General features: G+C 69.2%; 21 protein-coding genes. 14 read left to right on the top strand and 7 right to left on the bottom strand.

The genetic code is table 11. The features are described from left to right. The first annotated feature begins 3 nt into the window (after positions 1-3). Positions 4-453 (top strand): hypothetical protein, encoded by a 450-nt coding sequence (locus tag PO768_RS10310; protein WP_171018336.1) that lies wholly within the window; start codon positions 4-6, stop codon positions 451-453. On the opposite strand, the gene PO768_RS10305 is transcribed toward PO768_RS10310, so the two are convergent. Continuing rightward, positions 450-1,358: a GGDEF domain-containing protein gene (locus PO768_RS10305; RefSeq protein WP_262971840.1), complete on the bottom strand. Its 909-nt coding sequence runs from the start codon at positions 1,356-1,358 to the stop codon at positions 450-452. The genes PO768_RS10310 and PO768_RS10305 overlap by 4 nt on opposite strands. Positions 1,359-1,426: 68 nt before the next feature. Between PO768_RS10305 and ypfJ the strand changes: the two genes are divergently transcribed. From ypfJ to pssA, 7 genes are all read left to right on the top strand, one after another. Then, positions 1,427-2,308: a KPN_02809 family neutral zinc metallopeptidase gene (gene ypfJ / locus PO768_RS10300; protein WP_272645995.1), complete on the top strand. Its 882-nt coding sequence runs from the start codon at positions 1,427-1,429 to the stop codon at positions 2,306-2,308. A gap of 65 nt (positions 2,309-2,373) precedes the next feature. Continuing rightward, the gene (locus tag PO768_RS10295) at positions 2,374-4,899 is read left to right on the top strand and encodes a bifunctional diguanylate cyclase/phosphodiesterase (RefSeq protein ID WP_272645994.1); all 2,526 of its coding nucleotides are present in this window, start codon (positions 2,374-2,376) and stop codon (positions 4,897-4,899) included. Positions 4,900-5,088: 189 nt separating this feature from the next. Further along, positions 5,089-5,712 carry a hypothetical protein gene (locus tag PO768_RS10290; RefSeq protein WP_272645993.1) on the top strand — a complete coding sequence of 208 codons (624 nt, stop codon included), beginning with the start codon at positions 5,089-5,091 and terminating at the stop codon, positions 5,710-5,712. Between the two features lie 17 nt (positions 5,713-5,729). Further along, complete coding sequence (locus PO768_RS10285; protein ID WP_272645992.1) at positions 5,730-6,047, top strand: PqqD family protein; 318 nt, start codon at positions 5,730-5,732, stop codon at positions 6,045-6,047. Next, complete coding sequence (locus PO768_RS10280; RefSeq protein ID WP_272645991.1) at positions 6,041-6,955, top strand: HprK-related kinase A; 915 nt, start codon at positions 6,041-6,043, stop codon at positions 6,953-6,955. Before PO768_RS10285 ends, PO768_RS10280 begins: the two co-directional genes overlap by 7 nt. A gap of 1 nt (position 6,956) precedes the next feature. After that, complete coding sequence (locus PO768_RS10275; RefSeq protein WP_272645990.1) at positions 6,957-8,048, top strand: nucleotidyltransferase domain-containing protein; 1,092 nt, start codon at positions 6,957-6,959, stop codon at positions 8,046-8,048. A 15-nt stretch (positions 8,049-8,063) separates the two neighbouring features. Beyond that, on the top strand, positions 8,064-8,681 hold the full coding sequence (gene pssA / locus PO768_RS10270; RefSeq protein ID WP_137943924.1) for a CDP-diacylglycerol--serine O-phosphatidyltransferase: 618 nt from the start codon (positions 8,064-8,066) through the stop codon (positions 8,679-8,681). Here pssA and PO768_RS10265 read toward each other — a convergent pair. After that, positions 8,567-8,908: a DUF2917 domain-containing protein gene (locus tag PO768_RS10265; protein WP_272645989.1), complete on the bottom strand. Its 342-nt coding sequence runs from the start codon at positions 8,906-8,908 to the stop codon at positions 8,567-8,569. The genes pssA and PO768_RS10265 overlap by 115 nt on opposite strands. A gap of 151 nt (positions 8,909-9,059) precedes the next feature. On the opposite strand from PO768_RS10265, the gene PO768_RS10260 reads away from it, so the two are divergent. After that, positions 9,060-10,493, top strand: a complete 1,434-nt coding sequence (locus PO768_RS10260) for an aminotransferase-like domain-containing protein (protein WP_272645988.1) — start codon at positions 9,060-9,062, stop codon at positions 10,491-10,493. A gap of 9 nt (positions 10,494-10,502) precedes the next feature. On the opposite strand, the gene PO768_RS10255 is transcribed toward PO768_RS10260, so the two are convergent. Continuing rightward, positions 10,503-12,101: a S41 family peptidase gene (locus tag PO768_RS10255; RefSeq protein WP_272645987.1), complete on the bottom strand. Its 1,599-nt coding sequence runs from the start codon at positions 12,099-12,101 to the stop codon at positions 10,503-10,505. Between the two features lie 118 nt (positions 12,102-12,219). Beyond that, on the bottom strand, positions 12,220-13,182 hold the full coding sequence (locus PO768_RS10250; protein WP_272645986.1) for a DMT family transporter: 963 nt from the start codon (positions 13,180-13,182) through the stop codon (positions 12,220-12,222). A 115-nt stretch (positions 13,183-13,297) separates the two neighbouring features. Here PO768_RS10250 and PO768_RS10245 point away from each other — a divergent pair, with 115 nt between their 5' ends. Then, positions 13,298-13,441, top strand: a complete 144-nt coding sequence (locus tag PO768_RS10245; protein WP_171018335.1) for a hypothetical protein — start codon at positions 13,298-13,300, stop codon at positions 13,439-13,441. 14 nt (positions 13,442-13,455) lie between these two features. On the opposite strand, the gene PO768_RS10240 is transcribed toward PO768_RS10245, so the two are convergent. After that, positions 13,456-14,010, bottom strand: coding sequence for a diguanylate cyclase domain-containing protein (locus tag PO768_RS10240; protein WP_272645985.1), 555 nt, complete (start codon positions 14,008-14,010; stop codon positions 13,456-13,458). Positions 14,011-14,203: 193 nt separating this feature from the next. Here PO768_RS10240 and PO768_RS10235 point away from each other — a divergent pair, with 193 nt between their 5' ends. From PO768_RS10235 to PO768_RS10225, 3 genes are all read left to right on the top strand, one after another. Then, entirely contained in the window at positions 14,204-14,761 is a 558-nt protein-coding gene (locus PO768_RS10235; protein WP_262971854.1) for an ECF-type sigma factor, read from the top strand. Positions 14,762-14,837: 76 nt separating this feature from the next. Then, the gene (locus PO768_RS10230; protein ID WP_272645984.1) at positions 14,838-17,588 is read left to right on the top strand and encodes a serine/threonine-protein kinase; all 2,751 of its coding nucleotides are present in this window, start codon (positions 14,838-14,840) and stop codon (positions 17,586-17,588) included. Between the two features lie 108 nt (positions 17,589-17,696). Next, on the top strand, positions 17,697-18,062 hold the full coding sequence (locus tag PO768_RS10225; protein ID WP_272645983.1) for a hypothetical protein: 366 nt from the start codon (positions 17,697-17,699) through the stop codon (positions 18,060-18,062). A gap of 549 nt (positions 18,063-18,611) precedes the next feature. On the opposite strand, the gene PO768_RS10220 is transcribed toward PO768_RS10225, so the two are convergent. Beyond that, positions 18,612-19,142 (bottom strand): hypothetical protein, encoded by a 531-nt coding sequence (locus PO768_RS10220; protein ID WP_272645982.1) that lies wholly within the window; start codon positions 19,140-19,142, stop codon positions 18,612-18,614. Positions 19,143-19,427: 285 nt separating this feature from the next. Here PO768_RS10220 and PO768_RS10215 point away from each other — a divergent pair, with 285 nt between their 5' ends. After that, positions 19,428-20,105, top strand: a complete 678-nt coding sequence (locus PO768_RS10215) for a PEP-CTERM sorting domain-containing protein (RefSeq protein ID WP_272645981.1) — start codon at positions 19,428-19,430, stop codon at positions 20,103-20,105. Here PO768_RS10215 and PO768_RS10210 read toward each other — a convergent pair. After that, entirely contained in the window at positions 20,074-20,922 is an 849-nt protein-coding gene (locus tag PO768_RS10210; protein ID WP_272645980.1) for an AraC family transcriptional regulator, read from the bottom strand. The two genes, PO768_RS10215 and PO768_RS10210, sit on opposite strands and share 32 nt — an antisense overlap. Between the last annotated feature and the right edge of the window lie 138 nt (positions 20,923-21,060).

The raw sequence follows: 21,060 nt of genomic DNA, 5'->3' as shown, positions 1-21,060 counted from the left end.
GCCGTGAACATCGAGCAGTCCAAACGCACCAGCGCCGCCTTCGCCACCGGCATCTTCCGACCCCATGGCCAGGTCGACATCTGGGCCGAGGGTTCTATCGTCAGGCTGGAGGCCAGCGGCCCCTTCAACCGTGAAGGCGTGCTGGCGATGGGGCTGGCGATGCGCGATCTGTTTGCCAGCGTGCCGATCGGCGGCCGCTTCGGCGACATCCTGGTGATGCATCAAAGCCTGATGGCCTCGCCCGACGCGCTGGCCTGCTTCGAGGAGTTCCTGCAGGCCATGAGCCAGGCCAAGACCGCCCCCTTGGCGGTGGCCTATGTGGTCGCCCCCGAGGTCGAGGGCCGCGACCTGATGCTGCCGATCTTTGCCAAGATCTATGCCCGCCACGGGCGCCGCTTCGCCGCCTTCGAGCGTCTCGGCGATGCCGAGGCCTGGCTGCGCGAGCAGCTTTAGTCGGCCAATTCCATGCGGTCGCGCCCGGCCGCCTTGGCCCGGTACAGCGCCGCATCGGCACGCTCCAGCAAGGCCTCGGCGGTCTCGCCCCATTGCGCTTCGGCCAGACCGGCCGAGCAGGTGTAGCCGCGCTCGGCCGGCAGCGGCCGCGCCTGCCGCACCCGGGCCAGCAGGCGCTCGACGATAGCGGCCGCCTGCCCGCGGCCGGCGTTCGGCAGCATCAGCACGAATTCCTCGCCGCCGAGCCGGCCGCAGCCGTCCTCGCGGCGGATGCTGGCCTGCAGCTGGCGGGCAAAGTCGCGGATCACCAGATCGCCGGCTGCGTGGCCCAGCTCGTCATTGATGCGCTTGAAATTGTCGAGGTCCAGCATCACCGCGCACAGCGGCCAGGATTCGCTCTGCGTCAGCAGCTGCTGCAGCTGCTGCAGGCTGTGGCGGCGGTTGCTCAGCCCCGTCAGCGCATCGGTCTGCGAAGCGCGCAAGGCCTTCACATGGGCCTGGCGCAGGGCCCGGCTCTCCTGCTTGAGCCCGGTGATGTCGCTGGCCACGAACAGCAGCCAGCCATTGGCATGGACGGTTTCGGTGGCCCAGACCCAGCGTCCGTCCCAGAGATCGACCTCGAAGGCGCGCCAGGGCAGCTTGCCACGCCGCGTCGCCGCCGAGGCCAGCCAGGCCTCGATATCGTCGGCCTCGATGATGGCGCCCTGGCTCAGCGCATGGTTGGCCCGCATGATCTCGGCCCAGACCAGACGCCCGTCCGGCTCGGCCTTGTAGGCATGGCGGAAGGCCGTGTTGGCATGGCGCAGCACATCGCGCTCATCGAACAGCGCGAGCAGCAGCTGACTGTCCTGCTGCAAACTCAGCAAGACCTCAGCCAAGGAGTCGGGCGCTTGGCCTGCGCTCATTCATTTCCTTTTTTCCAGTGTCCAGACCGTAACATCGGCAGCCACGGCAGCAAACCTGAGGGCGCACTATGAAATGGGACGGTCGGCGCGAAAGCGACAACGTGGAAGACCAGCGCGGCGCCAGCCCCGGTCCACGCCGCCTGGGCGGCGGGCGCGGGCTGGGCCTGGGCGGCATCGTGATCGCGCTGCTGGCGTCCTGGGCCTTCGGCATCAACCCGATGACGGTGCTGGGACTGCTGGACGGCGGTGGCGCGGGCCTGCCGCAGCCGGCCGAGAGCCGCAGCGAGGTGCCGGCGGCCAAGCCGCAAGACCCGGCCGGCCGCTTTGTCGCCGTGGTGCTGGCCGACACCGAAGATGTCTGGGGCAAATACTTCGCCGAACGCCAGCAGCGCTACGAGCCCCCCAAGCTGGTGCTGTTCAGCGGCCGCAGCGAGACCGCCTGCGGCGTCGGCGAGGCGGCGATGGGGCCGTTCTACTGCCCCGGCGACCACAAGGTCTATATCGACCTGAGCTTCAACACCACCTTGCGCGAGCGCCTGGGCGCGCCCGGCGACTTTGCCCAGGCCTATGTGATCGCCCATGAGGTCGGCCACCATCTGCAGAACATCCTGGGCATCTCGGCCAAGCTGGACCAGGCCCGCGGCCGGGTCTCGCAGCGCGAGTACAACGCGCTGAGTGTGCGGCTGGAGTTGCAGGCCGACTGCCTGGCCGGGGTCTGGGCCCACCATTCGCAGCGCGGTGCGGCCTGGCTGGAGGCCGGCGATATCGAGGAGGGCCTGAACGCCGCCTCCAAGATCGGCGACGACACCTTGCAGCGCCAGTCCCAGGGCACCGTGGTGCCGGAGAGCTTCACCCACGGCAGCAGTGCCCAGCGCGTGCGCTGGTTCAAGCGCGGACTGGAGGCCGGCGAGCTCGGTGCCTGCGACAGCTTCAAGGCACCCCAGCTCTGAGCAGGCGGGAAAACCACCCCCAGTGCCCCGCGCGGCGCCGGGCACCGGCCCGGATAAGCCCGCCGATGCGTTTCCTGACCCCCCGCCCCACATTGCGCACCGCGATCGCCGTGCCCTTTGTGCTGCTGTTTGCCGGCACGGTGGCCTTGCAGACGCTGACCCAGCAGCGTCAGATCGAGCGGCTGATCCATCAGGAGAGCAGCCGCCTGCTGGATTCGCTGACGGCCAGCTCGCGCAACCGCCTGGCGCTGTTCCTGGACGAACCCTTTCGCACCCAGCTCATGGTGGCCGACGCGATCGCGCGGCACGATCTCTACAGACCCGGCGATATGGGCCCGGTCCAGCGCTATCTGCGCGGCGTCTACGGCGAGCTGTTCGCCGATCAGCAGCAGCTCAGCGTGCTCAGCTTCGGCAGCCAGGCCGGTGACTACGCCGGGCTGCGGCGCGAAACCGGCGGCGACTTCACCCTGATGCTCAAGGACAGTGCGACCGCGGACAGCCTGCGCATCTACCAGGGCGACCGTCCCGGCACGGTGGTGGCCGAGTTCCCGGGCTACGACCCGCGTGGCCGGCCCTGGTACCGGCCGGTCGCGCTGAGCGGCCGGCCCGGCTGGTCCTCGATCTACATCAACAAGGACGAGCGCGCCGAGGTCGCGATCTCGGCGATCTCGCCGGTGCTGCGTAACGGCGAGTGGCTGGGCGTGGCGGCGGCCGATGTCAAGCTCGACGGGCTGAACCGCTTTCTGCGCGACGAGCCGCTGCGCGGCAGCGGCATCATCTTCATCACCGAGCTCGACGGCCGCCTGGTGGCCCACTCCGAGCCGGGCTCGGTGCTCGCCGAGTCCGGCAGCGGCACCCGATTGCTGATGCGCGAGAGCGCCAACCCGCTGATACGCGCGGTGGCCGCCCAGATCGACGCCGCGCCGACCGAAAGCGGCGCCGGCTTCACGATCCGGCACGAGGGCGAGCTGTATTTCTGCCGCGTCACGCCTTACTCCGACACCCGCGGCCTGGACTGGCGGGTGGTGGCCCTGGTGCCCGAGGCGGCCCTGCTGGGCGAAATCCGGACGGCCCAGACCCGCAGCATGCTGATGATGGCCGGCATCGCCGTGCTGGCCATCCTGCTGGGGCTGTGGGGCATCGGACGCATCACCCGGCCCATCCTGGAAACGGCGGCGGCCGCCAATCTGCTGGCGCGCGGCCGCTGGCTCAGCCATGAGGGCGGGCGCAACGCCATCGAGCAGGGCAGCGCCTTGCGCGAGACCGCGCTGCTGGTGCGGGCCTTCAACGAGATGGCGGAGCGTCTGCAGAGCTCGTTCGCGCGCATGCGCGAGCAGCTGATCTATGACGAGCTGACCCAGCTGCTGACGCGCCGCGGCCTGCTGGAGCAGGCCGACTGGCCGCAGCCCCGGCCGGCGGTGCTGACCCTGATCGCGCTGGACTCGTTCCGCGCCATCAATGACAGCGTCGGCCACGCCACCGGCGACCGGCTGCTGCAGGTGATGGCGCAACGCCTGCGCGCGCAGCTGCCCGGGCCGCTGCTGCTGGCCCGCATCGGCGGCGACGAGTTTGCCGTGCTGCACCTGGGCGTTCAGCAGGCCGAGCAGCAGGCGGCCGCGCTGGGCGCCCAGGTGCTGGCCCTGTTCGCGCTGCCCTTCACCTCGGGCGAGGACGAGGTCTTGATGAGCGCCTCGGTCGGCGCGGTCGGCGGACTGCTGCCCGGCGAGGCCCTGGGCGACTGGCTGCGCAACGCCAGCATCGCCCTGGGCGAGGCCAAACGCCGTGGCCGTGGCCATTGCGTGGTCTATGAGCTGGCGATGATGGAGCAGTCGGTGCAGAAGGCCCGCCTGGCCACCGAGCTGCGCCATGCGCTGGAGAAACAAGAGCTGCGGGTCTACTACCAGCCGGTGGTCGAGCTGGCCAGCGGCGCCGTCCATGGCGTCGAGGCCTTGCTGCGCTGGCAAAGCCCCGAGCGGGGCCTGGTCTCGCCGGGGGTGTTCATCCCGGTGGCCGAGGAGTCGGATCTGATCCTGGCACTGGGCGACTGGGTGCTGCGCCAGGCGATGCGGGACATTGCCGGCCTGCTGCCGCGCCTGGCCAGCGACTTCGAGCTGCATGTCAATGTCTCGGTGCGCCAGCTGATCCAGTCCGATTTCGCGATCACGCTGGAACAGGCCTTGCGCGACAACGGCCTGCCGGCCCGTCACCTGACCCTGGAGATCACCGAGTCGCTGCTGATCGGCCAGGACAGCGTCACCGAGGAGCGGCTGCGCCAGATCCGCGCGCTGGGCGTGAAGATCGCGATCGACGACTTCGGCACCGGCTATTCCTCGCTGGCCTATCTGCAGCGCCTGCCCTTCGACTGCCTGAAGATCGACCAGAGCTTCATCCGCAATCTGTCCAAATCCGCCCAGGACATGGCCATCGTGACCGCCGTGCTGCGCATGGCCGAGGGCCTGGGTGTGACGGCTGTGGCCGAGGGGGTGGAAACCGAGGCCGAGGCCATGCGCTTGCGGGAGCTGGGCTGTGGCTTGGCACAGGGCTATCATTTCGGCCGCCCCGCGCCACTGGCGCTCACATTCCCGCCATAAACTGTCGGAATACTTGACACACCCCCGATTTGAGGGCTGGGCACACCTCCGGGCTTGCAAGAAACTCTCTTTAGATACAAGGGCTTACCGCAGCCCGCCTTAAGTGGCGTGGATCCTGCTTACAGGCAAGCACAAGGCGGTGGTGAGCTCAAGGGCATACTTCGCCGGCAACACAGCAGAGGCAATCAAGTGGACAACTCCGACGACAAGACTCAGGCGCCGTATGCGGCGCACGGAGCGCCCGGCCAAGCGAGCGCAGCCCTGTCGGGCCGCCGTCGCCTGCTGCGTGGCGGTCTGATCGGCGCGCCGGCCCTGCTGGCGCTGAAGAGCTCGCCGGTGCTGGCCTGCAACTGCAAGAAGCCCTCGGGCTTCTCCGTGTCGGGCAATCTGAGCCGCACTGGTAGCAAGGTCTGCCTGGACCCGGGCAAGAAGCCCAGCGTGTGGGCCGGCAACAAGACCTATGTGAAGAAGGTCAACAACGTCAGCATCTATAAGTACAACGGTACACAAATCCTGTCGTCCACCCTCTTTACCGAGCATTTCGCCAAACGCAACGAAGCCGATCTGACCGTGACCTTCGCAGCCGCCCTGGCCAAGGGCGACAACGATGTGCAAGCGATGGCTGCGGCCGTTTATCTGGAAGCCCTGGCCGTCGGCGGCCCCGGGGTCCCGCGGTGGGACATGGTCCGCGATATGTGGAACCAGGCCATTGCCACCTCCGCTGGCTATCAACCGGTGTCTTCGCACCAACTGCGTTGGTACAGCACCGAGGTCGTCAACTACCTGAAGTACCTGACAAACAACAAGACCTGAGTCGGGTCGGCAGCACCTTGACCTGCGCTACGGAGTCCGGCCTCTGGATCAAGACGGCAACCACGGCGAGGTTGCTGCGCAAAGAGGCCGAAGACGGCTTGCTGATCTATGAGCCCTGGACCGGCCAGACCCAATTGCTATCGCATCTGGCCTTTTTCATCCTCGACACCCTCGAACGCCAGACGGCTCCGATCAGCACGGTCGCGCTGATTTGCAGCTTGCAGGCCGAAGAAGCCGACGCATCTCCGGAGCAATGCGCCGAGGCGGTGCTCGGCACCCTGACGGAACTGGCCGATGCCGGTCTGATTGACCGGTACGGTCCGCAGTCTTGCTAATCGATCAACTCACGCCGCGAGCGCTTCAGCAGGCGCTCGCCGGGCCGGGACTGCGCCTGGCCACAGGCCCCTTCAACTGCAGCCTGCGCAGCGACATCCCGGGCCTGGCCCCGGTACTGCATCGTCTGTATGCCCGTCACCCTTTGGTCAGCGATGGCACCTTTGTTGACTTTCATGTCAAGGTCGCTTCCGGCCGCGGCCTGCGGCGCTGGATACGCCCGCAGGCCTGGTTCTCGGTCGATGAGGTCACGCCCTTCACCCCACTGCCCCAGGCTCAGGCCCTGCCGATGATCGAGTGGGGCATGAACTGGTGCATCACGGCCTACAGCCATCACCTGCTGGTGCTGCACGCGGCCTCGGTGGCCAAGAATGGCCGCGCGCTGATCCTGCCCGCCCCACCCGGCTCCGGCAAGAGCACCCTGTGTGCCGCACTGGTCAACCGCGGCTGGCGCCTGCTGTCCGACGAGCTGACCCTGATCCGACTTGACACCGGCCAGCTGCAGGCGCTGGCACGTCCGGTCAACCTGAAGAATCAATCGATCGACGTGATCCGCAGCTTCGCGCCGGAGGCCTTTCTGAGCGCCCCGGTGCACGACACTACCAAGGGCACGGTCGCGCTGATGGCACCACCGGCCGACAGCGTGACCGAAGCGGCCGAGCCGGCCCGCCCATGCTGGATGGTGCTGCCGAGCTACCGGGCCGGCGCCGCCACGGCGCTGACGCCTATGGCCAGCGGCGCCGCCTTCATGCAGCTGGCCGACAACGCGATGAACTATCACATCCTCGGTGCGGCCGGCTTCCAGGCGGTCGGCGCCCTGGTCGACCGCTGCCGGCACTACCGCTTCGAGTACAGCGACCTGAACGAGGCCATCGCCACCTTCGACGCCCTGGCGGCGACCGGGAGCTGAGGTGGCGTTGCTGATAGACATCCTGCGCAATCCGCAGGCCACCTTGCAGCTCGACGAAGCCGCTTGGGACCTGCTGATCCGCCAGGCCCGTCACGCGAATCTGCTCGGCCGCCTGCACCACGAACTGGCGCAGCGGCAATTGCTGGCACCGGCGCTGGAACGCGCTCGGCATCACATGCTGTCAGCCGCCACCATGGCCGAGCGCCAGCATCTGTCGGTACGCCACGAAGCCCGGCTGCTGCGCGACACCTTGGCCGGCCTGGGCCTGCCGCTGATATTGCTGAAAGGCGCCGCCTATGTGGTGTCCGGGCTGCCGGCCGAGCGCGGCCGTGTGTTCGCCGATCTGGACATCCTGGTACCCAAGGCGCGGCTGCAGGAGGTCGAATCCGCGCTGATGCTGCAGGGCTGGGTGGGCAGCCCGCTGGACGACTACGACCAGCGCTATTACCGGCAATGGATGCACGAGTTGCCGGCGATGGAGCATATGCGGCGCGGCACAGCGCTGGATGTGCACCACAGCATCCTGCCGCCGACCTCGCGCCTGCACCCCGACCCGGCCGCCCTGCTGGCCGCCAGCGTCGAACTGCCCGGCTGGCCGGGCGTATGCACGCTGTCCCCCTGCGACATGGTGCTGCACAGCGCCACCCATCTGTTCCACGAAGGTGAACCTGACAATCTGCTGCGCGACCTCAGCGACCTCGACCTGCTGCTGCGCCATTTCGGCAGCGACCCCTCGTTCTGGCCCACCCTGGTCGAGCGCGCCGAGCAACTGCAGCTGAGCCTGCCGCTGCGCCTGGCATTGCGCTACGCCAGCGAGATCCTGGCCACGCCGGTACCGCGCGCGACACTGGACGCGATCGGCGCCGCGCACAGCCGCCGGCCGGGGCAGAAGGTGCTGGACTTCGTCTATCGCCGCATGCTGGCACCCAAGCACTCCAGCGCCGCCGACTGGGCCACGCCCTGGTGCCAGCGCCTGCTCTATGTGCGCTCCCACTGGCTGCGCATGCCGCCCCATCTGCTGGCCTACCATCTGGCGCACAAGGCCCTGTGGCCGAGCCGCGAACCGGCGGTCGAGGGCGAGCAGCCGCGCTGAGCTTATGCTTGCGGCATGAATCGCCCCAAGCCTTTTTCGATGATCCGCGAGTTCCATCTCGCCGACTGGTTCACCCTGGCCAATGCCTTCTGCGGCATGGGCGCGCTGTTCGCGGTGATGACCTATCTGCAGACCCGCGAGGTGCTGCACATCTATTACGCCTGCGCGCTGATCCCCGCGGCCCTGGTGTTCGATGTGCTGGACGGCCGGATCGCACGCTGGCGCCAGCAGAGCTCCAGCCTGGGCCGCGAGCTCGACTCGCTGGCCGACATCATCTCCTTCGGTGTCGCGCCCGCCGCCATCGCCTACGGCTGCGGCATGCAGGGCCTGTACGACCGCATCATCCTGGTCTTCTTCGTCGCCTGCGGCGTCTCGCGACTGGCGCGCTACAACGTCACGGCCGAGGAGCTCAGCGCCGGCTCGGACAAGGTCAAGTACTTCGAGGGCACGCCGATCCCGACCTCGCTGACCCTGGTGATCGTGCTGTGGGTGGCGGCCGCCCAGGGTGCGCTGGGCGATCAGCTGTGGTTCGGCAAACTGGAGATCGCCGGCTTCTTCTTCCACCCGCTGGTGCTGCTGTTTGCGCTGTCGGGTTCGTTGATGATCAGCCGCATCCGCATCCCCAAGCTCTGAACAAAGTCCACCCCTGCGGCGTCGAAGGCGCCCAGGTGCAGGCGGGCCGGACCGAACAGGCGCAGCGCCTCGCCGACGACCAGCACCCGGTCCTCGGCCTCGCCCTCCCGGGTCAGCCAGAGCCGGCCGGCCTGCACCGTCAGCAGCAGTTGCTGCTGCTCGCCCAGCTGCAGGCAGCGCGGCGCCTGCTGGTAGTTCATGCGCTGTGGGGTGCTGATCGTGTCCATGGCCCCAGCTTAGGAAGACCGGCCCGGCCCCGCCAGCGACAGCCGGGGCCCAAGGCAAGCGCACAGCCAGCGCAGCGAGCAGCACTGTGTTGGCCGGCTTGGCCCCGATCTGTACTGGCCTGACCCGCCGACCACCATACAGAATGGGGCGATGGACCCGCTGTACCTGCAAATCGCCGAACGCCTGGCCCGCTTGATCCGCGCCGGCACCCTCAAGCGCGGTGAGCGCCTGCCCTCGGTGCGCGAGCTGGCGGCCAGCCAGGCCGTGTCGCAGTCGACCGCCGTCCAGGCCTACCGCTGGCTGGAGGACGCGCGGCTGATCGAGGCGCGGCCACGCTCGGGCTACTTCGTCTCCAGCCGGCCGCCGCGCCTGCCCGAGCCCGAGGCCTCGCGGCCCGAAAGCCGCTCGCGCGCGGTCCGGCTCGACCAGCTGGGCCAGCAGGTGCTGCAGCTCTCGACCCGGGACGACATCATCTCCTTCGGCGCCGCCTGTCCCGGCCCCGAGCTGTTCGACCAGGAACGGGTGCGCCGGGCGCTGGCCCGCGCGGTGCTGCGCCATCGCGATCTGCTGTGCCGCTACCCCTCGGGCCCCGGCATGGAGGCCGCACGCCGCGCGGTCGCCCGCCATGCGCTGGGCCTGGGCTGCGAGCTGCATGCCGACGATATCGTGATGACCAACAGCTGCATGGAAGCGATCAGCCTGTGCCTGAAGAGCGTCACCCGGCCCGGCGATGTGGTGGCGCTGGAATCGCCCTGCTACTACGGCTTTCTGGAGATTCTGCAAAGCCTGCATCTGCGCGCGCTGGAGATCCCGACCCACCCGCGCCACGGCATCTCGCTGGACGCGCTGCAGCTGGCGCTGGAGACCCAGCCGGTCAAGGCGGTGCTGGTCGTGCCCACTCTGTCCAACCCGCTGGGCGCCAGCATGCCGGTGCCGGAACGCCGCCGCCTGGCCCAGCTGGTGGCGCAGCACGATGTGGCCCTGATCGAGGATGTGCTTTACAACGAGCTGTCCGAGCAGGAAGACCGGCGCCGCGCCGTCAAGGCCTTCGACAGCAGCGGCCATGTGATGATTTGTGGCTCCTTCTCGAAGACGGTGGCCCCGGGCCTGCGCCTGGGCTGGGTCGAGGCCGGCCGCTGGGGTCAGGTCTTGCGGCAGACCAAGGCAGTGCAGTCGGGCGGGCAGACCGCCGTGCTGGAGCTGGCGCTGGCCGATCTGCTGAACCAGGCCGGCAACGGCGCCGCGCTGCGCCAGCTGCGCGCCACCGTGGCGACACGGGTCGACGCGGCCCGCGGCCTGATCTCGGCCAGCTTCCCCAAGGGCACGCGGGTCACCGACCCGGCCGGCGGCTACATCCTGTGGGTCGAGCTGCCCGCGCAGCTGGACTCGGTGGCGCTGTACGAGGCCTGCCTGGCCGAGAACATCTGCATCGCGCCGGGCCTGATGTTCAGCGCCAGCCCGCGCTTTCGCCACTGCATCCGGCTCGGCGTCGGCGGCCACTGGGGGCCTCAGCATCCGCGCGCGCTGCGCCGCATCGGCGCACTGGCCCAGCAGCTGCTGGACGCCGCGCCACTGGCCGCCTGAGCCGCGGACCTACTGGCCCAGCAGCCGGTTATTGCGCAGCCAGGGCTTGTGCAGCTGCGCCGGCAGGCCGCCTTCGCCCCCCCGATGGGACTGGATCTTGGCCTGCGGCGCCGGGCACTGGCCGCTGAGCCGGTGCTGCAGCGCGGCGGCGAGCTGGCCCTCCTGCGGGTCGCCCAGCTCGCGGCCCAGATCGTCGGCCACCTCGCAGCCCTTGACGCTGGCGCCGACGCCGCTGCCGCCGGGGACGAAGCCGTCGGCATAGTCGCCAAAACCCTTGGCATTGACGCCCTCGAACTCGATGGCCATATAGCGGTTGCCGCAGTTCTCGCGGCCGCTGAAGCCATAGGGCTTGCCGCAGCTGCGCCCGCCGATCAGCACCACCTCGACATCAATGCCGCGCAGGCCGTTGATCAGCGACTCGCTGGCCGAGCAGGTGCCGGACTGGCTCAGCACATAGACGCGCCGCAGATTCAGGCTGGGCAGGGCCTGCTGCTGGCTGCACTGGCCGTTCTGCGGCTGGCAGGACTGGCCGCGGAAACCCATGTCCTCGTTCTCGGCCTGGCGCCGGCTGTTGTGGCGCAGGCGCTCGAACACCCGGCCGCTGGTCGGCCCGGGGCCGGCGATCATATAGGCCAGCTGCGAGGCGATGAAGAGATAGCCGCCGCCGTTGTAGCGCAGGTCCAGCACCAGCTCGCTGACGCCCTGCTCGCCAAAGCGACGCAGTGCCGTGCTCAGCTGAGCCTCGGCCGGCAGATTGTGGTCATGAAAGACCAGATAGCCGACCCGCGCGCCGTCGGCCGCCGTCAGCACCTGGGCCTGGGGCACCGGCGTGCGGCTGATCTCCGTGCCGCCCAAGGTCAGCTGGCGCTCGGCGCCGCCGCCGCGCGGCTCGAAGCGGAACTGGTGGCTGCGCCCGCGCTCGCTCGGGTACAGCGCGGCCTGCAGCTGGCGCCACTGGGCTTCGTCATTGGTGTCGCTGCTGATGCCGTCCACCGACAGCAGCCGGTCGCCGCGCCGCAGACCGGCCCGGGCGGCCGGGCCATCGGGCTCGATATAGGCGATGCGCAGGCCGCGCGGCGGCGTGCTGGCCGCCTGGGTCCACTCCAGGCCATAGCCCAGCGACACGCCGGCCTGCATCACGCGCTGCCATTCACTCTCGGCCACCATGAAGCTGAAGCGGTCGCGCTCGGCGCCGCTGCTGGTCAGCTGCGGTGTCAGCAGGTCGTAGAAATAGGCGGCCAGCGCCCGCTGCACCTCGCTGCCGCTGTAGCGCGGCGCGGCCGGGTCGCGCGCCGGCACCTGCTCGCGCCACAGATAGTCCTCGTCCATATAGGAACGTATCCAGCGCTTCTCGACCTCCAGGCTGCTGTTGCGCCGGCCCGAGGGCGCCAGCTCGTTGCCGGCCGCGCACTGCTGCGCCAGGGTCTCGCTGGCGGGCAGCGGGCCGGTGGGCGGCGTCACCACCACACCGCCGCCGTTGTTGCTATTGCTGCTGCCGCCGCCCAGCAAGGGCTCGCCGGCCGATCCACCCCCGCCGCCGCAGGCCTGCAGGCCCAGGGCCGCTGCCAGCGCCCAGCCGGCCGCCCTGATCTGTCTTGTTACGCTCATTCCCGCTCCCTCGCCCGGTGCTGTCGCGCACCGGCTGTTCTGGCTCGCGGTTATACCCGCAGCCAGCGGGCCCGCTGTGGCCCGGGCGCCGCACTTCCCTCTTGAGAGGGTGGCCGAATCAGGAAGAAGTCACGACCGGCCGGACCCGCAACGCCCAGATCACGCCGGCCACCAGCAGCACGATGCCCGCCAGGGTCAGGGCTTGCGGCGGCTCACCGCGCAGTAGGAAGGCATAGGCCAGCGCCGCCAGCGTCTCGAACACGATCAGCTGCCCCACCAGCGAGGTCGGCAGGCGCTGGCTGGCCTCGTTCCAGCACAGCGTGCCCAGCCAGGAGGCGCACAGCCCCACCGCCAGCATCAGGCCGACAAAAGCCCAGGGCCGCGGCCCCAGCGGCAGCGCGAACTCGGCGGCCAGCAGGCCGCCGGCCTGCAGCAGCGGCAAGAGCGCCAGCCCGGCCAGCGCCATCGGCAGGGTCACCAGCCCCTGCGCCGTGGCCCAGGCACGCGGGCTGCGGTCCTTGTGGGCACGCAGCCAGTCGGCATTGCGGATCGGATACCAGGTCCAGCAGGCCACCGCCGCCACCGCCAGCAGCCCGCCCTCGGCATAGCGGCGCAGCTGCTCGGCCGAGCCCTGCGCCGACAACTGGGCCAGCTCCACCTGGTTGACCAGCGCGATGCCGCTGGCAATCAGGAGCAGCGAAGGCGCCAGCCGGGCCCAGGGCAGATGGCCGTCGCGCCGGTGATCGCGCAGATTCGAGCAGATCGCGATCACCACCGGCAGGGTGCCGATGATGACGGTGGGCAGCGGCCCGCCGGCACGCTGGATCGCCGCCGACAGGCACAGGTAGTAGAGAAAGTTGCCGATCGCGCTGAGCTTGGCCGCTTCCAGCCAGTCGCTGCGCGTCAGCGCGCGCAGATCGCGCCAGTCGATCGCCGCCAGCGGCAGCGCGATCAGGCCGAAGGCCAGGTAGCGACCCACGGTCAGCAGTGCCGCCGGATAGTCCGGCAGCATCAGCGGCGCGACAAAGACCAGGCCCCACATCAGGCCGGCGGCAAGGGCAAACAGGGTTCCAGCAAACATGGCGCCACTATGACGCAGGCCCGGTGGGCGGTCTTGTACCGGCTTGCTGCGCCGGGCTTGACCCCGCCGGTCGGTCGGGTGCTCAATGACAGCCGGTCTGCACCGGGAGATCCCCATGCACAAGCCACCCTGGTTCCCGCCGCTACCGCGTCTGCAAGCTCATCTGCTGGCCGGGCTGTGGGCCTGCACGCTGCTGGCCCTGCTGGGTCTGCTGCTGGCCGGCATGCTGCTGATGGCCGATGCCGGCATCGGCGGCTGAGCGGCGCCGCCGGCTCAGGTCTTGACGACCGCCAGCGGCGCCCGCAAGCCCCCCAGCACATCGGCGCTGCGCTGCGCGCCCTCGGCCGCCTGGGCCAGCTCGGCGCCGGTCATGCCGGCCTCGCGGTAGACCGCCGCGCCCATGCGCAGCGCCACATAAAGCCGCTGCTCGTCGACGCCATAAGGCCCGCACAAGGCCTTGTGCAGGCGCGCCCGCACCACATCGGCCTCGGCCCGGCCGGCGTCCATCAGCACCAGGCCGAAGCGCCGCTCGCCGACCTGGGCCACGACATCGCTGCCGCGCACCCGGCCCAGCAGCCGGGCGCCTATGGCCTGCAGCAGGGCTTTCAGCGTGGCCGGCGACGGCGCCTCGGCGACGCCGGCCTGCGGATCCACCGTGATCAGCAGCACGGTGGCGCGCGCGCCATGGCGGCGGCAATGGCCCAGCTGTCGGTCCAGCAGCGCGGCGAAAGCTGGCAAGTCCTCCAGCAGCTGCAGCTGCGCGCGCAGCGTCGGCCGCTCGGCCTGGCCGCATGCGGGGTTCTTGCCGGGCAGGGTGTTGTCCTTCATGGGAAGTCTGGTCGGTAAAAGGTGGGTAAGCACGGTGAGAGGGACATGACCGGCCGTGACCCGACCTCCCTGACCGGAGCCCAGCCCGCCATGCCCTCTCTTCTGTAGAACGCGATCCGCAGCGCGAACCCGACACGCCGCCGAAAAAAGCGCCATCCCTAAGCCATGGACGGCTGCTAGAGTCCGGCCCTGCATGAGCGAAATCACCACCTTGTTGCGCGCCGCCGGCCAGGGCGACCGCCTGGCCGCCGACCAGGTGGTCGCCCTGCTCTACGCCGACCTGCGTCGCCTGGCCGGCCAGCGCCTGCGCCTGGCCGGCGCCGGCCAGCCCACCGCGCTGGACGCCACCGGCCTGGTGCACGAGTCCTGGCTGCGCCTGCAGCAGGCCGGCCAGCTCGACTTTGCCGACCGCCAGCACTTCATGGCCTATGCGGCGCGCACCATGCGCAGCGTCGTGATCGACCAGATCCGCAGCCGCCAGGCCCAGCGCCATGGCGGCGAGCTGCAGCAGGTCACCTTCAACACCGCCGTCGCCGAGCTGCCGCCGCAGCGCGACGAGGAGATCCTGCGTGTGCACGAGGCGCTGGCCGAGCTGGCCGCCGTCGATGCGCGCCTGGCCCAGGTGGTCGAGATGCGCTACTTCGGCGGCCTGCTCGAAGCCGAGATCGCCGACGCGCTGGGCGTGACGGAGCGCACCGTGCAGCGCGACTGGCAGAAGGCGCGGATGTTTTTGTCGCTGGCCTTGAAATGACGGCCCCCACGTTCACTCCGTTCACTCCCCCCGAGGGGGCGTTCAGTGCCCTTCGGGCGGCCGGGCGGGCACTGAAATGAATCCCCCGCCACGCGACATCAGCAAGTCCCGCTGGCCCCAGCTGAGCCCGCTGCTGGACGAGCTGCTGGACATGGAGCCGGCCGCGCGCGCCGCCCGGCTGGCGGCCTTGCGGGCGCTGGAGCCCGAGCTGGCCGCCGATCTGGAGGACCTGCTGGCGCGCGATGCCGAGCTGGCCGGCAATGATTTCCTGGCCACGCCAGCCCTGCCGCCGACGCTGACCGCCGCGCCGCTGATGGCCGGCCAGGCCATCGGTGCCTACACCCTGGAGCGCGAGATCGGCCGTGGCGGCATGGGCAGCGTCTGGCTGGCGCGCCGCACCGACGGGCGCTATGAGGGCCAGGTCGCGATCAAGTTTCTCAGCACCGGCGTGCTGGGCCACGGCGATGCCGGCCGCTTCGCCCGCGAGGGCCAGATCCTGGCCCGGCTGACCCATCCGCATATCGCGCGGCTGATCGACGCCGGCGTCGCGCTGGAGGGCCAGCAACCCTATCTGGTGCTGGAGTATGTCGATGGCCTGACCCTCGACCGCTTCTGCGCCAGCCGCGAGCTGGACCTGGGCCAGCGCCTGCGACTGTTCCTCGATGTGCTGGCGGCCGTGGCCCATGCGCACAACCGGCTGATCCTGCACCGCGACCTGAAGCCCAGCAACATCCTGGTCAACGGCACCGGCGAGGTGAAGCTGCTGGATTTCGGCATCGCCAAGCTGCTCAACAGCGAGGCCGAGGGGGACGGCGCCGGCGCGGCCACCGAGCTGACCCGCCAGGCCGGCCGCGCCTTCACGCCGCAGTACGCCGCACCCGAGCAGGTGCAGGGCGGCGACGTGACCACCGCCACCGATGTCTATGCGCTGGGCGTGCTGCTGTACCAGCTGCTGGGCGGCGGCCACCCGACCAACACCGTGCCAGCCGGCCCGCCGAACAACCACAAGAACACCGGCACCGCGCTGGAGCAGTTGCGTACCGTCGTCGAGGTCGAGCCCCGGCGCCTGTCCGATGCGGTGCGGGCACAAGCCGACCCTGAGGTCAAGAAGCAGGCCCGCGAGCTGCGCGGCGATCTCGACACCATCGTCGCCAAGGCACTGAAAAAGGCCCCGGCCGAACGCTATGCCAATGCCGCCGCGCTGGCCGACGACCTGAAGCGCTGGCTTGCGCATGAGCCGATCGCGGCGCGGCCGGACAGCCGCAGCTACCGCCTCTTGAAGTTCCTGCGCCGCCACCGCCTGGGTGTCGCCGCCGGCAGCCTGGCCGGCCTGAGCCTGGCGGTGGGCATCGCGCTGGCCCTGTGGAAAGGCCAGGAAGCTCAGCAGCAGCGGGTGCAGGCTGAGGGCCTGATCGAGTTCATGCTGGGCGATCTGCGCAAGAAGCTGGAGCCGGTGGGCCGCCTCGATGTGCTGGACGCGGTCGGCGACAAGGCGCTGGACTACTACGCCAGGCAAGACCTGGCACGCAGCGACGCCGACTCGCTGGGCCGCCGCGCCCGCGCCCTGCACCTGATGGGCGAGATCGCCGAGAAGCGCGGCCAGATGGCCGAGGCCGAGCAACGCTTCAAGCAGGCGGCCGACAGCACGGCGGAGTTGCTGGCGCGGGATCCGAAGAACACGCAGCGCCTGTTCGACCATGCGCAGAGCAGTTATTGGGTGGGGTATGCGGCATATCGACAACGGCGTTTGCCGCAAGCCGAAGCAGGCTTCACGCGCTACCTTGCTCTCGCCAATGAGCTTTTGCTGCTAGAGCCAGGCAAGCCGGAGTGGCTGACGGAGCAAGCCTACGCACAGCAAAACCTCGGTGTACTCAGACTGCGTAGCGGCTCGGTACCAACTGCACTGACCCACTTTCAGGCTGTCGTGCAAATCTGGCGATCCCTGCCACCCGAGCGTCCAGCACTGCGCACGGATCTGGCCACCAGCCTGGGCTGGCTGGCCGAGGCGCAGGAGCGCCAAGGTCTGTTCGACGCCAGCATTGCCAGTCAGCAGGCCAAGCTTGCGGCCTTGCTTCCACCCGGCGGGCAGATCGGCAGCGATCGCAAGCTTCAGCTTATGCATGCAGCCATTGAGGCCGCACTTGGTAGATTGCACGTAGCCGCTGGCCGGAGCGCAGAAGCCCTGACAGCCGCACAGCGAGCCTACGAAACCTATGCTGTACTTGCAGCACTTGACCCCGAGAACTTGGATAGACTGGAGCGACTAAGCCTTGCTCGTCTGCAGCTCGCTGAAACTTGGTTGACCCTGGGCGAAGCAAGCCCCGCACGCGCTGAGCTGGCGCGGCTCAGTTCGGACCTGGAGCGGCTGCGTGTCCTGCACGAACGCAAGCCGGATCTTCAGGTGAGGTTGCGCGGTCGGTGGATTTTGGCCAGTTTGGCAGCGGCAGCCACAGCCGAGGAGCGCCAGGCAATCCATGCGGCGCTGGCCGAGTTCCTCACCAGCAAGGCCGTTGCGGCCGCCAAGGACGTGCCGGATACCGACACACAATGGGTGCTGGCCATGGCAGCCCTGACCCTGGGCGATGCACTGATGCCGACTCGGAAATCAGAAGCCGCAGCACATTGGCAGGCCGCGCTAACGCGAATCGCGGCGCTGGGTGATGTATCTGAGCCCCGGATGATCTGTTTGCACGCCCATACACTTATCCGCCTAGGCCGCACTCAAGAAGCTCGTTCACTTGCCGAAAAACTGGAAGCCTCGGCCTACCGCCACCCACTGTATGCCGAGCTGACCCGGCGGCTGGCCACGCAGCTGGCCGCACCTTGATCCCGGCACGCAGCAACGCCAAGTCGTGACTGCGCAGTTCCATCTGCGACGACTGCCGCCGGGCCTCTTCGACAGTCAAGCTATCCATTTAGCAGAGAGCCTCCTACCATGCCCGTCCAACAAACCCCGATCCAGAACAATGTCTTCGCCGTCACCGTGACTGCCAACGCCGCCGGCGACGACCTGATCTTCAATCCCGATCCGGTCAAGCTAACAAAGGTACCTAACGCGCTGATCATGTTTTACCTGGTCAGCCCTGGTTACTACTTCCCCATCGACGGATCAGCCCTCGTCATCAGTGGCGACGATGAGGGCAAGGAATTCCCTATCGCCTGGTACGTCAATGCCGCCACACTGGCCCTGGGGGACTACAACAACGACTCCAATAGCTACAAATACACGATGACCGTGATAAACGCACAGACCGGCGCAAAAGTCAGCACCGACCCGACGATCGACAACGAGAACCCCTAAACCAGCAAGACGCTCAGGCACCCCAGCACGGCTCATCTGCCCTGCCTCAGCTGCATGAGGGTCAGGTCTCAATACCGTTCGCTTTGGCAGCTCCCCCAGGGCCTGAGAAGGGCCTGAGGGCCAAGGGTTTGGGCACGAGCTTAAGGGTCAAACGGGATTGAGCGGGCCTGAGAGTCAGGTCTCCCACTTCCCGTTTTAAGCGCCAGGGTTCATGTCTTGCGCCAAACAGCAACACCTGCCCCCTGCCACCGATAGCAAGGCCATGGCTAGCGGCGCGGTGCAGCGTCAGGCACATCCAACGACTCAATCCGGGCGCCTACGTCTCGCATTCACCACTATCCGGCTGACGATTGACCCAGACAGACCAAAGGCGATGGCAATCGCCGTCTTGGTATGTCCTCCATCGAAAAACGCGCCCACGATGCAGGCGTGGCGTTCTCTTTTTTCTGGAGGCTGTTTCCCTGGCATCAAGTGCTCGGGCGGCCGCTCCCCGAATGGCCCGCGTTACTCGCCAGCCTGGGGCCTGCTAAGTTTGCAGCAGCCCGCCCCTCACTCACTATCCCTCCCCCACGGTATCGATACCGCCTTGCGCTCGCCCCCCTTGCGCGTGCGCAGCACGGCGTCGAAGCCTGGGCGACCGCCGTTCAGTGCGGCGGTCAGCAGGCCTTGCAGGTCTTCGGGGCTGAGTGATTCGGCGTCGCGGCGGAACTGCTTGATGGCCAGGGCCAGCAGCTCGCGGGAGACGGCCGCATGGGTCAGCTGCACGGCCAGCATCGCGCTGTAGAGATCGGGAAAGATCGCGCACAGGGTCTTGATGCGGCGCAGCGCCTCGGGCGGGCTGTGGCGCTCCTGCGGGCCCATCCAGCTGACGTCATCGTTGTCCGCGCCCTCGCCCTGCTCGCCCAGGCGTGCCTGCAGCGCGGCGATGCGGGCCAGCAGCCACTCCTTGTCGTCGGCCTCGGCGGCGCGGGCATCGACGCCGGCCAGCGCCTGGGCATCGCTCAGGGCCTCGGGCGCCAGCGCATAGCGCTCGGCGGCCAGCGCGGCCAGGCGCTCGGCGGCGGTCGTGGACTCGAGCATCGCGGCGTCCCCCAAGGGCAGGATAGACCTTGTATATCGGCCGGCGGGGGCCGCACTTGAGCGGGGCGGATCGGTCGCCCCTCCCCCCGCAACACAGGGAATACCCGGCCCCGGCCGTGATCTGCGTCACAAAGCCTGCGGCGCCACCCCCGGCACATGGGGGCGCGCCGGGGGCGCAGCCTGCCTACAGTGCGGCTGCTTCGATGCACGGCCCGCCCGTGCGACCACCACAACAAGGCTTCACAAGCCAACCCGGCGCTCGGCGCGCCCCAGGGAAACACTGCCATGCAACAACACCCAGTCATCCTCGCCGCCATCGCCCTGCTCGGCTCGGCCGCAGCCCAGGCCGCCCAGACCGTGGACATCCGCTACACCGAGCAGCTCGGCGGCCTGTCGCAGGCGCTGGACCTGCAATGGAATGGCGGCGACACCTCGACCCGCGCCGGCGTGCTGGCCTTCGAGACCCGTGGCGGTGCGAGCTTCGAGGCCTTCTGCGTCGAGCTGGGCCAGTACACCTCGACCCAGTTCCGCAGCTACAGCATCGGCCAGTTCCAAGGCAGCCAGGCCAGCCTGCTGCAAGGCCTGTTCTCGTCCAGCTATGCCGCGGTGGACAGCAGCCTGGAGCGCAGCGCCTTCCAGCTGGCGATCTGGGAACTGACCCACGAAACCCGCGCCAGCAGCTTCAGCGTCACCGACAACAGCAGCCGCCAGAGCTTCAAGCTCGACAGCGACAGCAGCAACTACCGCGATCTGCGCAATCAGACCAACAGCTATCTGAACGCCGCCACCGGCTACAGCGGCCCCAGCCTCTACAGCATCGAGCGCCTCAGCAATGCCAGCGCCCAGGACCTGCTGCGCTTCAGCGCCGTCAGCGCCGTGCCCGAGCCGGGCAGCTACGCAATGCTGGCCGCCGGCCTGGGCGTGCTGGGCTTCATCGCGCGTCGCCGCCGCCCGGCGGCCTGACGAGCCTGGCCACCCCCAGCTGCTGCTGGTAACGCCCCGGCGTCAGCCCGTAGCGGCCGGCAAAGGCGCGGGTCAGATGGGCCTGGTCGGCCAGGCCCACGGCGGCGGCCACCTCGGCGCCCGGCTGGCCCAGGCCCAGCAGGCGCTTGGCCTCGATGAGGCGCAGCGCCATCAGCACCTGCTGCGGCGTCGCGTGGTGCTGGGTCTTGAAGCTGCGCAGAAAGTGAAAAGGGCTCAGGCCGGCGACGCCGGCCAGCTGCTCCAGGCTCAGGGTCTGATCCAGCGAGCTGCGCATGAAATCCAGCACCGGCGCAAAACGGGGCGCGGCCTCGGGCCGCGCCCGCCGGCCCACGCAGGCATGACGGCGCAGCGCGTCCACCAGCAGCAGCAGCCGGCTGTCGAAGGCCAGCCCATCGCCGGCCTGCCACAGCCCGGCGATCAGGCCGGCCACCTCGGCGGCGCAGGCCGCGTCGTGGGCCACGGCCGCATCGAACCACCAGTCGGGCTCGCCGCTGAGCTCGGCCAGCAGCTCGCGGTCCAGATAAGCCATGCGGTAGCCCCAGGCATCGGCGGTCTCGGCCTGGCCGGTGTGGATGTCCTCGGGATTCATCAGCATCAGCGTCGCGCGCGGCGCCAGATGCTCGGCGCCGCGCCAGCGGAAGCGGCCGACCCCGGCCGTGATCGCGCCCAGGCCGAAGGCCTCGTGGGTGTGCGGCTCGAAGCGATGGCTCAGGATGGAGGCGTGATAGAGCTCGACCCCGGCGCGGTGCGCGGGGCGGCGGTACTGCGCCTGGTCGCTGGCATGTTCGAACTGCATGGCCGCGATGATGGCAGAAGCGGCGCCATCGCGCGGCGCGGCCGGGCCACGCCGTCTCAGCGCTGGTGCGGCCGCAGGATCTGGGTATCGGCAAATCCGTCGGACGGCGGCTCGGCGCCGCGCGCCGGCGCCGCACGC

The organism is Paucibacter sp. XJ19-41 (genome assembly GCF_028462495.1).
GTDB lineage: Bacteria > Pseudomonadota > Gammaproteobacteria > Burkholderiales > Burkholderiaceae_C > Roseateles_E.
Note: the sequence above shows the minus strand (reverse complement) of the source record. Positions and strands in the feature narration are given on the sequence as shown.

What these genes read in the sequence shown, in the direction of transcription:
- PO768_RS10305 (WP_262971840.1), bottom strand. Translation starts at nt 1,358, where the DNA reads ATGAGCGCAGGCCAAGCGCCCGACTCCTTGGCTGAGGTCTTGCTGAGT.
- PO768_RS10260 (WP_272645988.1), top strand. Translation starts at nt 9,060, where the DNA reads ATGGACCCGCTGTACCTGCAAATCGCCGAACGCCTGGCCCGCTTGATC.
- PO768_RS10250 (WP_272645986.1), bottom strand. Translation starts at nt 13,182, where the DNA reads ATGTTTGCTGGAACCCTGTTTGCCCTTGCCGCCGGCCTGATGTGGGGC.
- PO768_RS10230 (WP_272645984.1), top strand. Translation starts at nt 14,838, where the DNA reads ATGAATCCCCCGCCACGCGACATCAGCAAGTCCCGCTGGCCCCAGCTG.
- PO768_RS10220 (WP_272645982.1), bottom strand. Translation starts at nt 19,142, where the DNA reads ATGCTCGAGTCCACGACCGCCGCCGAGCGCCTGGCCGCGCTGGCCGCC.
- PO768_RS10225 (WP_272645983.1), top strand. Translation starts at nt 17,697, where the DNA reads ATGCCCGTCCAACAAACCCCGATCCAGAACAATGTCTTCGCCGTCACC.
- PO768_RS10240 (WP_272645985.1), bottom strand. Translation starts at nt 14,010, where the DNA reads ATGAAGGACAACACCCTGCCCGGCAAGAACCCCGCATGCGGCCAGGCC.
- PO768_RS10235 (WP_262971854.1), top strand. Translation starts at nt 14,204, where the DNA reads ATGAGCGAAATCACCACCTTGTTGCGCGCCGCCGGCCAGGGCGACCGC.
- pssA (WP_137943924.1), top strand. Translation starts at nt 8,064, where the DNA reads ATGAATCGCCCCAAGCCTTTTTCGATGATCCGCGAGTTCCATCTCGCC.
- PO768_RS10265 (WP_272645989.1), bottom strand. Translation starts at nt 8,908, where the DNA reads ATGGACACGATCAGCACCCCACAGCGCATGAACTACCAGCAGGCGCCG.
- PO768_RS10215 (WP_272645981.1), top strand. Translation starts at nt 19,428, where the DNA reads ATGCAACAACACCCAGTCATCCTCGCCGCCATCGCCCTGCTCGGCTCG.
- PO768_RS10245 (WP_171018335.1), top strand. Translation starts at nt 13,298, where the DNA reads ATGCACAAGCCACCCTGGTTCCCGCCGCTACCGCGTCTGCAAGCTCAT.
- PO768_RS10255 (WP_272645987.1), bottom strand. Translation starts at nt 12,101, where the DNA reads ATGAGCGTAACAAGACAGATCAGGGCGGCCGGCTGGGCGCTGGCAGCG.
- ypfJ (WP_272645995.1), top strand. Translation starts at nt 1,427, where the DNA reads ATGAAATGGGACGGTCGGCGCGAAAGCGACAACGTGGAAGACCAGCGC.
- PO768_RS10295 (WP_272645994.1), top strand. Translation starts at nt 2,374, where the DNA reads ATGCGTTTCCTGACCCCCCGCCCCACATTGCGCACCGCGATCGCCGTG.
- PO768_RS10210 (WP_272645980.1), bottom strand. Translation starts at nt 20,922, where the DNA reads ATGCAGTTCGAACATGCCAGCGACCAGGCGCAGTACCGCCGCCCCGCG.